The sequence below is a fragment of the Billgrantia antri genome, assembly GCF_019430905.1.
GTDB classification, from domain to species: domain Bacteria; phylum Pseudomonadota; class Gammaproteobacteria; order Pseudomonadales; family Halomonadaceae; genus Halomonas; species Halomonas antri.
The window spans coordinates 189,474-201,551 of the sequence record NZ_JAHYCA010000001.1; the positions used below are offsets into that span (position 1 = coordinate 189,474).

Genomic DNA, 12,078 nt, shown 5'->3' on the forward strand with positions numbered 1-12,078 from the left:
CTTCCTCTTTGTCAGCACTTCAGGGCCACAGGCCGCGGACGGAGCGATACAGGATCCCCAGAGGGGCCAATGCGAGCATGATGAAGCCGATCAGGGTCCAGCCCGGCAGCGAGATACCCAGCAGCAAAAAGTCGATCTCGGCGCACTCGCCGGAGCCGGAGAGCACCATGGCGACCACGTCCTGCATGGGCAGGACATCCACCATGTAACCGAGCCCCGGGCCACAGCTCGGCACCTGGTCCGGCGGCAGCGACTGCAGCCACACATGACGCGCGGCAACACCGATCCCCCCCAGTACCGCCGCGAGCAATAGCCCGCCGTAGATGACCGGTCCCAGACGTCCCTGAGGATTGTGAATGGCCGCTACGATGAACACCGCCGCAGCGGACAGCACGGCGATACGCTGGAAGATGCACAGCGGGCAGGGCTCGAGCCCGCCGATATGTTCCAGGCCCAGGGCGACCAGCATCATGAGAACGCAGAAGGCCAGCCCGGCCAGACTCCACTGGCGAACCGAGAGACGACGAAGTGCTGCGAACATCAGGCATTCCCCTGACTGGCCATGGCCACGCGGGGCTCGCTGGCACTGGTGAAATAGTCGCCGAGGAACTCCTCGAAGCGCTGGGTATCGGCCACCTCGATGTCCCGCTGCTGCTGGTGCGAGGTGCCGACCATCTGCTCGAAGGTCGCCGCCCGTGCCGACTCGACACCTTCCTGGCGTAGCCGGTCGGCGTGCTCCTCGGCAAGGGACAAGATGGCCTCGATGAACTCCTCGCCGGTCGTTTCGAGCCGCGCCAGCAGACGGCCGGACGGCGTCAGCGACGGATCGCCGAGCCAGGGCTCGAAGGCCGCGACGGCCCGCGCATGGGGGCTGCCCTCCTCCAGGGCATCGAGCACTTCGGCGGCCCGGCCCATCTCGGCAAGGATCTCACCGCCCCAGTCGGCCACGGAGCGGCGATGGCCGTCCTGAAGCAGCCGGAGCTCGGGGTCGCGGCCGCGCTCGACGACCAGGCGCCGATTGTCGTCCAGCCGGTCACACTCCTCGTCGGGAATCCAGGGGCTCTCGGAGAGCAGGCACCACATCATGAAGGTATCGATGAAGCGTAGTCGCTGCTCGTCGATGCCCAGCGGCAGGAAGGGATCGAGATCGAGGCAGCGCACCTCGATGTATTCGACGCCACGCGCCTCCAGCGCCTGGCTCGGCGTCTCATTGTGACGGGTGACGCGCTTGGGCCGGATGTCGCTGTAGTACTCGTTCTCGATCTGCAGGATATTGGCGTTGAGCTGCTGCCAGTCGGTACCGTCACGCACGCCCAGCGCCTCGTAGGCGGGCCAGGGCGTGGAGATCGCGTGCCGCAGGGTGCCCACGTAGTTGGAGAGCGAGTTGAAGCAGATCTTGAGCTGTGCCTGCACCTTGTTCTGGTAGCCGAGGTCGGACATGCGCAGGCTGGTGGCGTAGGGCGATACCAGGGTATCGCGCCCGTGCGCCTGTAGCTTGTCGGGAATGTTGCCCTCGGGCAGGAAGCTGCGATCGAGCGCCGGCGAGGCACCAAACAGGTAGAGCAGCAGCCAGCTGTGGCGGCGGAAATTGCGAATCAGGCCGAAATAGCGGCTCGAGCGATAGTCATCGAGCGACATGTCGACGGCGCCGTCGCGCTGGCGCAGCACCTCCCACAGCTCGTCGGGCAGCGAAAGATTGTAGTGGATGCCGGCGATGGCCTGCATGATCCGCCCGTAGCGTACGTCCAGCCCCTTGCGGTAGACGTGCTTCATGGTCCCGACGTTGGAGCTGCCGTAGTCGGCGATGATCACGCTGTCGTTGCCGTCAAGCCTGGCCGGCATGCTGGCCGGCCAGATCAGCTCCTCGCCGAGATGGCGATAGCTGAAGCGGTGCAGGTCGGCGAGAAAGTCGAGGGCATCGCCAGGGCGACAGTAGACCGGCGTAATGTACTCCAGCAGTGCCTCGGAGTAATCGGTGGTGATATGCGGGTGGGTCAGCTTGGAGCCCAGCGCATGGGGATGCGGCGTGGCGGCGATACGCCCCGCACGATCGACGCGCAGCCCCTCCTTCTCCAGGCCGCGGCGCAGGCGCCCGAAGCGCCCCCGGGCAGCCAGCCCGGCAAGATGCGAAACGGTGGCAGAGTATGAATCAGACAAGGCGTGGACCCCGTGTCTTGGAGGCCAATCTCGGGCCTCCGGTCTAAACGTGCCGGCCGCCCGTGGCGGTCGGAGGTAGCCGACGAGACCGCCGGCTACCTCATGCGAATGATGTCGAGAGTATGGCGAGTGCTATGCCCGGATCAAGATTTGCCCTTCCTGGCCTTGAGCAGAGCCGCTCCCAGGGCGCCCATCTGGTTGGACTGGGCCTGCTCGCGCGGCGCGCCCTTGCGCTGCGCCTTGCCCTGTCCGCCGCGCCGTTCATCCTGGCCGGCGCGCGACGATCTGCCGCCCTCTGCCTCGCCGGGCTGGTTGGTCAGGCGCATGGAAAGCCCAATACGGGCACGCTCGAGATCGACGCTCATCACCTTGACCTTGACGATGTCGCCGGCCTTGACCACCGAGCGCGGGTCCTCGACGAACTTGTCGGAGAGCGCCGAGATGTGCACCAGACCATCCTGGTGCACGCCGATGTCGACGAAAGCGCCGAAGTGAGTGACGTTGGTCACGCTGCCCTCGAGGATCATGCCCGGCTCCAGGTCCTTGAGCGTCTCCACCCCCTCGCGGAACTCGGCGGCCTTGAACTCGGGACGCGGGTCGCGTCCCGGCTTGTCGAGCTCCTTCAAGATGTCGCTGATGGTGGGCACGCCGAAGCGCTCGTCGGCGAATTCGGCCGGCTTGACCGCCTTGAGCGTGGCGCTGTCGCCGATCAGGCTGGCCACCGGGCGTCCGCTGCGGCTGGCGATGCGCTCCACCACCGGGTAGGCCTCGGGATGCACGGCGCTGGCATCCAGCGGGTTGTCGCCGTTCATGATGCGCAGGAAGCCCGCGCACTGCTCGAAGGTCTTGGGGCCGAGACGGCTGACGTCAAGCAACTGCTGGCGGCTGGCGAAGGCACCCTCGGCGTTGCGCCGCGCCACGATGGCCTCGGCCAACGCCGGGTTGAGCCCGGCCACCCGCGACAGCAGCGCGCTCGACGCCGTATTGAGATCGACACCCACGGCGTTGACGCAGTCCTCGATCACCGCCTCCAGGCTCTTCGTTAGTTGCAGCTGCGAGACGTCGTGCTGGTACTGGCCCACGCCGATGGACTTGGGTTCGATCTTGACCAGCTCGGCCAGCGGGTCCTGCAGGCGCCGGGCGATGGAGACTGCCCCGCGGATGGTGACATCGAGGTCGGGCAGCTCCCTCGAGGCATACTCCGAGGCGGAGTAGACCGAGGCGCCTGCCTCGCTGACCATCACCTTCGACAATGCCCTTTTTCCGGCAAACAACTTGACCAGCTCACCGGCCAGCTTGTCGGTCTCGCGGCTCGCCGTACCGTTGCCCACGGCGATCAGCGTCACGTCGTGCCTGTCCACCAGCTTGGCCAGCTCGGCGAGCGAGGCATCCCAGGCATTGCGGGGGGCATGGGGATAGATGGTGGCGTGCTCGAGGAACTGGCCGGTGGCATCCACCACCGCCACCTTGCAGCCGGTACGCAGGCCCGGGTCGATGGCCAGCGTCGCCTTCTGCCCCGCCGGGGCCGCCAGCAGCAGGTCCTTGAGATTGGCGGCAAAGACCTCGATGGCCTCCAGCTCGGCGCGCTCGCGCAGCCGCCCCATCAGCTCGGTCTCGAGGTGGGTATAGAGCTTGACCCGCCAGGTCCAGCGCACCACGTCGGCCAGCCACTTGTCGGCGGCGCGGCCCTCGTCGCGAATGCCAAAATGCTTGGCGATGGCCACCTGGGCCGGATGGATCGGCGCTTCGTCCTCGCCGGGCAGCCGGATGGCCAGCGTCAGCACGCCCTCGTTGCGCCCGCGGAACATCGCCAGCGCCCGATGCGAGGGCGCCTTGGCCAGCGGTTCGTCGTGTTCGAAATAGTCGGAGAACTTGGCACCCTCACGCTCCTTGCCCGGAAGCAGACGGGCGCTGAGTTCGCCCTCCTTCCACAACCGCTCGCGCAGCGAGCCAACCAGCTCGGGGTCCTCGGCGAAGCGCTCCATCAGGATCTGGCGTGCGCCATCCAGCGCCGCCTTGGCATCCTCGACGGCAGGAACGTCACCCTCGGCGGGGCGAAGATACTTGGCCGCCTCCGACTCGGGATCGAGGGTGGGATCGGCCAGCAGTGCGTCAGCCAGCGGCTCGAGCCCGGCCTCACGGGCGATCTGGGCCTTGGTGCGACGCTTCTTCTTGTAGGGCAGGTATAGATCTTCCAGGCGCTGCTTGGTGTCGGCCGCCTGGACCTGCCCCGCAAGTTCCGGCGTCAGCTTGCCCTGCTCGTCGATGGCGGCGAGCACGGCGGCACGGCGCTCCTCCAACTCGCGCAGGTAGCGCAGGCGCTCGTCGAGGTTGCGCAGCTGGCTATCGTCGAGGCCACCGGTGACTTCCTTGCGGTAGCGGGAGATGAAGGGCACGGTGGCGCCGCCGTCGAGCAGTTCCACGGTGGCTGACACCTGCTGCGGGCGAACGGCGAGTTCCTCGGCGAGGCGCGAAATGATCCGGGTCGTGGCGTCCATGACTTCCTTGGTATTGCGACAACGAAAGATCGCGCCAAGGTATCACAAACGCCACCGTGTCGCCGCCGCGATCAACGCCGCCAACCGCTGACGTCCCACAGGTGACGGCGCGCCTCGCGGGCCACGTCGCGGCGGGTCAGTCCGATATCGCGCAGCTGGTGATCGCTGAGCTCCAGCAGTTGGTTGCGTTCGCGGCGCAGCTGCATCAGATAGCTCAGGCGGCGCAGCCATTGCCACGGGGACGAGAAGAAGCGCTGGGCGCTCTCAACGCGATCAGGCGCAGTGCAGGATGAAGCATCGTAGCAGGTGTCGGGGGCCCTCATGGCTGGTTTCCTCCGGATCATGGCGAGTGATGGAGAAAGTCTCGATGCATCGCTACAATCAATCCAACGAATACTCCTGATGCCATGCATCACCAATCATGATGGAAACCGGTCATGCTCCACACCATCGATCACGAGCTGCTGCGCACCTTCGTCGCCATCGTCGACCATGGCGGCTTCACCCGGGCGGCCCAGGCCGTCAACCGCACCCAGTCGGCGGTCAGCATGCAGATCAAGCGACTCGAGGAAGACGTGATCCAGCGCCCCCTGTTCGAGCGCCAGGGCCGTCAGATGCATCTGACCAGCGAAGGCACCACGCTGCTCGGTTATGCCCGCCGCATCCTCGACCTGCAGGGCGAGGCGCTCAACATGCTGCGCGAGCCGGAGATGGTCGGCCGGGTTCGCATCGGCGTCCCCGACGACTTCGTCATGCGCTTCCTGCCCGGGATCCTCAAGTCCTTCTCCCAGACCTGGCCACTGGTCGACGTCGAGGTGCAGTGCGCACCCTCCTCGGAGCTGCTCGGCCGCCAGCAGGGCAGCCTCGACCTGAGTATCGTGACCCGCGAGGTAGGCCAGGAGATCGGCACCATTCTGCGCCGCGACGAAACCGTGTGGGTGGTGGCGGAGAGCCATGCCGTGCATCGCCAGACGCCGCTGCCGCTGGCGCTGTTCGAGGAGCCCTGCTTCTGCCGGCGGCATGCCTGCAACGCCCTGACCCGTGCCGGACGCCAGTATCGCATCGCCTACTCCAGCCCCAGTCTGGCCACCCTGCAGGCGGTGGTGGGCGCTGGCCTGGCGGTCTCGGCGCTGATGAAGAGCCTGGTCACGCCGGGCATGCGCGTGCTCGGCGAAACGGATGGCTTTCCCCCACTGCCTGACGGTTCGATCGTGCTGCTGCGCTCGCCCGACAACGCATCACCGGCGGTGGCCGGCCTGGCGCAGCACATCATCGAGGGTTTCAAAGCCTGATCGTTGCTGAAAATTCATTCCCTTGCCGCTTACGCTCCGCTGCTTAAGTTTCGGCTCGAAATGCCGATAACGTCTATGAAGTCCCACTCTCCAGAGCGCGTCCTCCGCGTTACTCAATATAAAGCTCGATAGCAACGAGCACTCCAACCGCTCCACTCCGGCAAGGGAGTCACACTCGATGCGCAAGAACCTCATGAACAAGATACGCGTCAAATATGCCGTCGCCTTCATCGGCGTCGCCATGTCACTGCTGGTCGTAGTCGTCGCCGACCTGCTGCTGGTGCACTCCGTCAGGGATCGCATGACCGAATTCAGCGGCACCTTCAACGCCGCGATATCCGCCGTGCTCAACGCAGACCGCGACCTCTACCAGGCGCGTGTCGCCGAACTCGAGTACCTCCGGACGGCGGCTGGCTCGGAACAGGCCCAGGCCCTTAAGGACGACTACGAGGAGAACGCACAGCAGGCCTACGATCGCATGCACGAATTCACCCGACTGCTCGATGCCTACCCCGAGATCGTCCAACCCCTGGACGGCTTCGAAGCGCTGTTCTCCGCCTGGTCGGCACAATCCGGCGAGGGGCTGAACCTGCACGCTGCCGGCGATACCGCCGCTGCGCGCGTGCAGGTCGAGGGCGCCTCGCTGACTGCCTTCAATCAGTTGAGGGAGGTTTACAATACGGCGGGCGAGCTGGCGGATGCCAAGGTCGTCGAGCTCGAAGCCCTGACGCTTGCCCGAATCCGCATGCAACAGTTCGCTGTGTTCGGCTTTTCCTTCCTGGTGTTTCTCGCCGCCGTCGCCATTGCCCTGGTCGGGCCAATGCTGATGTCGCGCGCCATTCGCCAGATTACGGGCCGTATCAAGGAAATCACAGATGGTGACGGCGACCTGACGGCGCGCATCGAAAGCCGGCGCAAGGACGAACTGGGCGAACTGGCCGAGCAGTTCAACGCTTTCATACTGCGCATGGACGCCACCCTGCAGACCGTGCGCAGCAGCACCCTGAGCGTGCACAACGCCTCCAACGAGATAGCCAAGAGCAGCCAGGACCTCTCCTCGCGTACCGAGCAAACCGCCGCCAACCTGCAGGAGACCTCGGCCTCCATGGAGGAGATCACGGCCACGGTGAGCAATACCTCCGACGCCACCCAGCAGGCCAACCAACTGGTGCAGGAGACGGTGGAAGTCGCCCGTCGCGGTCAGGAAGCCATGGCTCAGGTCGAGAGCACCATGGATGACATCAGCCGCTCCGCAGTACAGATCAATGAGTTCATCGGCCTGATCGACGGCATTACGTTCCAGACCAACATTCTCGCCCTCAATGCGTCGGTGGAAGCCGCTCGCGCCGGCGAACATGGACGTGGGTTTGCCGTGGTGGCTCAGGAAGTGCGTACCCTGGCCAGCCGCTCGAGCGATGCGTCTCGCGGCATTCGCGAGCTGATCGACACCTCCGTTTCACGCACCCAGTCGGGGGCCAGCCTGGTCAAGAGCACCGGCAAGACCATGCAGGAGATCGTTGCCAGCATCGAGCGCATCACCGGCGTGATCAGCGAGATCAGCGCCGGCGCCAAGGAACAGAGCCAGGGCATCGCCCAGGTGAACACCGCGGTCTCCGAACTCGACAACATGACGCAGCACAATGCGTCGCTCGTCGAGCAGACCAGCGCTGCGGCGGATGAGATGCGCGAACAGGTCGAACGACTGAATGACTTGATCGCCAGCTTCCGCCTGAGCGATGCCAGCGATACGGAGCGGAACTTGTTGCCCGCCCCGAAGCGTAAACCCGCCACGGTTCGCGGCCATCAGGAAATGCTGCCGGCCGAAGCATCGTTCTAGCCGGGCAGCAGCGGCCTTGGCTAGGTGGGCACGAAGGTCAGGGCCAGGCCGTTGTTGCACCAGCGTAGTCCAGTGGGCTCGGGGCCGTCGCTGAAGACATGGCCCTGATGTCCGCCGCAGCGGGCGCAGTGATACTCGGTACGCGGCCAGACCAGCTTGAAATCCAGCTCGCTCAACAGATGCCCCTCGACGTGCTCGAAGAAGCTCGGCCAGCCGGTGCCGGAGTCGTACTTCATGGCACTCTCGAACAGCAGCAGGTCGCAGCCGGCGCAGCGGTACTCGCCTTCGCCCCACTCCTTGTCCAAGGGGCTGGAGAACGGCGGCTCGGTACCATGATCGCGCAGGATCTCGAACTGTTCGGGCGTGAGGCGCTCGCGCCACTCGTCGCGCGACAGCTCCAGACGCTCCAGTCCCGGCGCGGCTTCGAGACTCAGCCGCGGAAATCCCCAGCCGACGCCGGGCACCAGCCCGGCGGCGCCGGCCGACCCTAGCAGACCCAGGAAAAGACGGCGTTTCATTTCTCCCCCCCAGCGCCGCAGCACGGCGCTCCCGTATTCAGATGTGGATGCAGGCCCTCTCCCGTTCAGACCCGCCCTTTGCTGCCGGGTTCGCTATTGGCCCGTCCCCGTTTCTCGTCTAGAGTCGAGCTTTCCCTCCTCTGGCGCCGTGGTCTCACGCTTGCATCGATTCGCGACACGCTGGCACTCCCTGACGGCATGCCTCGGCCTGCTGGCCCTGACCCTTGCCCTCGGTGGACCATTGCTGAGCCAGATCCAACGCCTGATGGAGGCGGCTCCTGCCGAATCGGGCACTTCGCTGCATGGCGCTCATGCCGGCCATCATCACTCGCATCCAAGCACCACATCCGGCACGGAACATACCGGGACCTCACAGCACGCACTCCACGCACACCATGAGGAATCCCACGGTCGCCAGGTCGCGCTGGAGGCCTGCGACTACTGCACGCTCTTCCTGCACATGCCGGGGCTGCCGGTAGGCGACATCCTCGCCCTTCCCCGGGTCCCGCCCTCGTCCCGCTCCCTCACCGCCACCACCCACCGGTTCGCCGATGAGGAACGTTATCGCCACTATGAGGGTCGAGCCCCACCGCTTCGCTCCTGCGGTTGACGCTCGTCTCTCACGAGGCTGTCCATCATGGAGAGCACTCGTGATGCTCGTCCCCTGAACAGGAGCATTACCTCATGTCTCGATCACCGGCGACCTCGCGTCGCAGCGGCAGGCTGCTGCTTGCCCTGATTGCCCGCCTGCACGCCTATATCGGCCTTCTCGTCGCCCCCTTCATGCTGGTGGCGGCACTCTCCGGCATTGCCTACGTCATGACCCCCTCGCTGGAGGCTTGGCTCTATCGCGATGCCTTGAATGGCGTACAGGGCGGAACAGCCCACCCCCTGGCGCTGCAGTTGGAAGCGGCGCAGCACGCGCTGGACGATACCGCCCTGCCGGCTGTCATCCGGCCGGCGCCGCATCCAGGCGCGACCACCCGGGTCATGTTCGCCGCCCCCGAGCTCGGCCCCTCGCAGCATCGTGCCCTTTTCGTCGATCCTGTCAGCCTCGAGATCAAGGGCGACATGACGGTATACGGCACCAGCGGTGTACTGCCGCTGCGCACTACCATCGATCTGTTCCACCGTCAGCTGCTGATGGGTGATATCGGCCGATACTACAGCGAGCTCGCCGCCTCCTGGCTGTGGATCGCCGCCTTGGGTGGGCTGGCCCTGTGGCTGCAGCGCCGGCGCGCACTGCGCACCCAGCAAGGACCGGCCGCCCTGCGCCGTCGTCATGCCACCCTGGGCGTGCTGGCCGCCCTGGGCCTGGTGTTCTTCTCCATCACCGGCCTGACCTGGTCGAAGTGGGCCGGCGGCAACATCGCCGAGCTGCGCCACGCCTGGGGCTGGGGTACGCCTAGCGTGACCACGCAGCTCCCCGAGGCGCTGCCCCAGGCGCACGACGCTCATGGCGAGCACGGCGAGCACGGCCATGCGCAGGTGCCGGAGGCGGGTCGCATGAGCCCGGCGGACTTCGATCTGGCCCTGAGCGCTGCCCGCGCGGCCGGCATCGACGCAGCGCTGCTGCAGATCGAGCCGCCACGCAGCGCTGACAGAGCTTGGCGAGTGGTGGAGATCGATCGCAGTTGGCCGACCCAGGTGGATCAGGTCGCCCTGCACCCACAGACCATGGCCGTCGTCGACCGCACCGATTTCACCACCTTCCCGCTGGCCGCCAAGCTCACCCGCTGGGGTATCGACCTGCACATGGGCGTACTGTTCGGCCTGCCCAACCAGTTGGCCCTGGCGACAGTCGCCATCTGCCTGGCAGTGCTGGTGTGCTGGGGCTATGCGATGTGGTGGCGACGTAAGCAGGCGACTCGGAGCGAAGCCCACGAAACGCTGAGCGAGATCTTCGCGGCCCTGCCGTGGAGAGCACGGCTGGGAGTGGTGGCGATTGCCATAGCGCTGGGCCTGGCGTTGCCGGTACTGGGCACGAGTTTGCTGTTGGTCGTCGTGGTGGATGTGCTGCGTTGGCGGATGGCACGCCGAGACCCGGCACTTTCCTCGTCCCGATAACGCAACGGGGGAGAGGCCTGAGCCCCTCCCCCGTCGTGGCGACGCGTGTCGCGCTTCAGGTCAGGCTGGGCCCGGCCTTGACGATGGTTTCGCTGACACCTTCGAACTTCTTGAAGTTGTCGACGAACTTGGCCGCCAGGTCGCTACGCTTGCGGTCGTAGGCGGCCTGGTCTTCCCAGGTCTCGCGCGGATCGAGCAGGCTGGAGTCGACGCCGGGCACCGCCACCGGCACGTCCAGGTTGAGCCCTTCGATGCGCTTGGTCTCGATATCGCGGAGCACGCCGGACTGGATGGCGCTGATGATGGCGCGAGTCGTGGGAATGGAGAAGCGCGAACCGCCCTCACCGTAGGAACCGCCGGTCCAGCCGGTATTGACCAGATAGACCTGGGCGCCCTTGGCTTCGACGCGCTTGATCAGCAGGTCGGCGTAAACGCGGGCCGGACGCGGGAAGAACGGTGCACCGAAGCAGGTGGAGAACGTCGCCGCGAGGCCTTCGGAAGAGCCCATCTCGGTGGAGCCCACCTTGGCGGTGTAGCCGGAAAGGAAGTGGTAGGCGGCCGCTTCCTTGGACAGCACCGACACCGGCGGCAGCACGCCAGACATGTCACAGGTCAGGAAGATGATCGCGTTGGGCTCGCCGGCGCGGTTCTCCGGCACCCGCTTGTCGATGTGCTCCAGCGGATAGGCGGCGCGCGAGTTCTGGGTCAGACTGTCGTCGGTGTAGTCAGGCTCGCGACGGTCGTCGAGCACCACGTTCTCTAGCACGGTGCCGAACTTGATGGCGTTCCAGATCACCGGCTCGTTCTTGTCCGAGAGGTCGATGCACTTGGCGTAGCAGCCGCCCTCGATGTTGAACACGGTGCCGGGGCCCCAGCCGTGCTCGTCGTCGCCGATCAAGTAGCGTGCCGGATCGGCGGAGAGCGTAGTCTTGCCGGTACCGGACAGGCCGAAGAACAGCGCCGTCTCGCCATCCTCACCGACGTTGGCCGAGCAGTGCATGGGCAGCACGTCGGAGGCCGGCAGCAGGAAGTTTTGCACCGAGAACATCGCCTTCTTCATCTCGCCAGCATAGCGCATGCCAGCGATCAGCACCTTCTTCTGAGCGAAGTTGATGATCACGGCGCCATCGGAGTTGGTGCCGTCGCGGTTCGGCTCGCATTCGAAGTGGGGCGCATTGAGGATGGTCCACTCCTCCTTGGCCGAGGGGTTGTAACCCTCGGGGCGCACGAACATGGTACGACCGAACAGGTTGTGCCAAGCCGTCTCGGTAGTGACCCGTACCGGCAGGTAGTGAGTCGGATCGCTGCCCACGTGGAGCTCGGAAACGAAACGCTCGCCGCTGTTCAGGTAGTCCTCGACACGTGCCCACAGGGCATCGAACCTGCCGGAATCGAAGGGGCGGTTGACGCTACCCCAGTCGATCTCAGCGGTGGTAGAGGGTTCGTCGACGATGAAGCGATCCGCGGGCGAGCGACCGGTACGCTCACCGGTGTTCACCACCAGAGCGCCATTGGCGGCCAGGTGGCCTTCTCCGCGTGCCACGGCACGCTCGATGAGCTCGGCGCTGCTGAGATTGACGTGTGCTTGAGGAGCGGCTTGGGATGTGGTCATGTCGTTTCCTGGGCCTTGCGGCCGGTTCTCTCTCGTGTGCCAGGCGTCCGTACGCCGTTGCATTGCGTTTCCGATCGTCCGTGTGCGGATACTTGCC

At 65.8% G+C, this 12,078-nt stretch carries 10 protein-coding genes; 4 read left to right on the forward strand and 6 right to left on the reverse strand.

What is annotated here, in order from left to right; genetic code table 11:
* Positions 1-19 precede the first annotated feature (19 nt).
* The 4 genes from KPL81_RS00875 to KPL81_RS00890 all read right to left on the reverse strand — a co-directional run bounded on the left by KPL81_RS00875 (position 20) and on the right by KPL81_RS00890 (position 4,978).
* Complete coding sequence (locus KPL81_RS00875) at positions 20-541, reverse strand: disulfide bond formation protein B (RefSeq protein WP_219790306.1); 522 nt, start codon at positions 539-541, stop codon at positions 20-22.
* The gene (gene gshA, locus KPL81_RS00880; protein ID WP_219790307.1) at positions 541-2,157 is read right to left on the reverse strand and encodes a glutamate--cysteine ligase; all 1,617 of its coding nucleotides are present in this window, start codon (positions 2,155-2,157) and stop codon (positions 541-543) included. The genes KPL81_RS00875 and gshA overlap by 1 nt, the downstream gene beginning before the upstream one ends.
* A gap of 143 nt (positions 2,158-2,300) precedes the next feature.
* On the reverse strand, positions 2,301-4,655 hold the full coding sequence (locus KPL81_RS00885; protein WP_219790308.1) for a Tex family protein: 2,355 nt from the start codon (positions 4,653-4,655) through the stop codon (positions 2,301-2,303).
* A 71-nt stretch (positions 4,656-4,726) separates the two neighbouring features.
* Positions 4,727-4,978 carry a DUF1127 domain-containing protein gene (locus KPL81_RS00890; protein ID WP_219790309.1) on the reverse strand — a complete coding sequence of 84 codons (252 nt, stop codon included), beginning with the start codon at positions 4,976-4,978 and terminating at the stop codon, positions 4,727-4,729.
* 114 nt (positions 4,979-5,092) lie between these two features.
* On the opposite strand from KPL81_RS00890, the gene KPL81_RS00895 reads away from it, so the two are divergent.
* Positions 5,093-5,947: a LysR substrate-binding domain-containing protein gene (locus KPL81_RS00895; protein WP_219790310.1), complete on the forward strand. Its 855-nt coding sequence runs from the start codon at positions 5,093-5,095 to the stop codon at positions 5,945-5,947.
* A 178-nt stretch (positions 5,948-6,125) separates the two neighbouring features.
* A complete protein-coding gene (locus KPL81_RS00900; RefSeq protein ID WP_219790311.1) occupies positions 6,126-7,784 on the forward strand; it encodes a methyl-accepting chemotaxis protein in 1,659 nt (552 codons plus the stop codon).
* A 20-nt stretch (positions 7,785-7,804) separates the two neighbouring features.
* Here KPL81_RS00900 and msrB read toward each other — a convergent pair whose 3' ends face one another.
* Positions 7,805-8,302 carry a peptide-methionine (R)-S-oxide reductase MsrB gene (gene msrB / locus KPL81_RS00905; protein ID WP_219790312.1) on the reverse strand — a complete coding sequence of 166 codons (498 nt, stop codon included), beginning with the start codon at positions 8,300-8,302 and terminating at the stop codon, positions 7,805-7,807.
* A gap of 160 nt (positions 8,303-8,462) precedes the next feature.
* Between msrB and KPL81_RS00910 the strand changes: the two genes are divergently transcribed.
* Both KPL81_RS00910 and KPL81_RS00915 read left to right on the forward strand, forming a co-directional pair.
* Positions 8,463-8,912, forward strand: a complete 450-nt coding sequence (locus KPL81_RS00910) for a DUF2946 family protein (RefSeq protein ID WP_219790313.1) — start codon at positions 8,463-8,465, stop codon at positions 8,910-8,912.
* Positions 8,913-8,986: 74 nt separating this feature from the next.
* Positions 8,987-10,369: a PepSY-associated TM helix domain-containing protein gene (locus KPL81_RS00915; protein ID WP_219790314.1), complete on the forward strand. Its 1,383-nt coding sequence runs from the start codon at positions 8,987-8,989 to the stop codon at positions 10,367-10,369.
* Between the two features lie 55 nt (positions 10,370-10,424).
* On the opposite strand, the gene KPL81_RS00920 is transcribed toward KPL81_RS00915, so the two are convergent.
* Positions 10,425-11,981 (reverse strand): phosphoenolpyruvate carboxykinase, encoded by a 1,557-nt coding sequence (locus KPL81_RS00920; RefSeq protein ID WP_219790315.1) that lies wholly within the window; start codon positions 11,979-11,981, stop codon positions 10,425-10,427.
* Positions 11,982-12,078: the final 97 nt, after the last annotated feature.

Coding starts and splice junctions, on each gene's coding strand:
- KPL81_RS00895 (WP_219790310.1), top strand. CDS start 5,093: ATGCTCCACACCATCGATCACGAGCTGCTGCGCACCTTCGTCGCCATC.
- KPL81_RS00890 (WP_219790309.1), bottom strand. CDS start 4,978: ATGAGGGCCCCCGACACCTGCTACGATGCTTCATCCTGCACTGCGCCT.
- KPL81_RS00885 (WP_219790308.1), bottom strand. CDS start 4,655: ATGGACGCCACGACCCGGATCATTTCGCGCCTCGCCGAGGAACTCGCC.
- msrB (WP_219790312.1), bottom strand. CDS start 8,302: ATGAAACGCCGTCTTTTCCTGGGTCTGCTAGGGTCGGCCGGCGCCGCC.
- KPL81_RS00920 (WP_219790315.1), bottom strand. CDS start 11,981: ATGACCACATCCCAAGCCGCTCCTCAAGCACACGTCAATCTCAGCAGC.
- KPL81_RS00875 (WP_219790306.1), bottom strand. CDS start 541: ATGTTCGCAGCACTTCGTCGTCTCTCGGTTCGCCAGTGGAGTCTGGCC.
- KPL81_RS00915 (WP_219790314.1), top strand. CDS start 8,987: ATGTCTCGATCACCGGCGACCTCGCGTCGCAGCGGCAGGCTGCTGCTT.
- KPL81_RS00900 (WP_219790311.1), top strand. CDS start 6,126: ATGCGCAAGAACCTCATGAACAAGATACGCGTCAAATATGCCGTCGCC.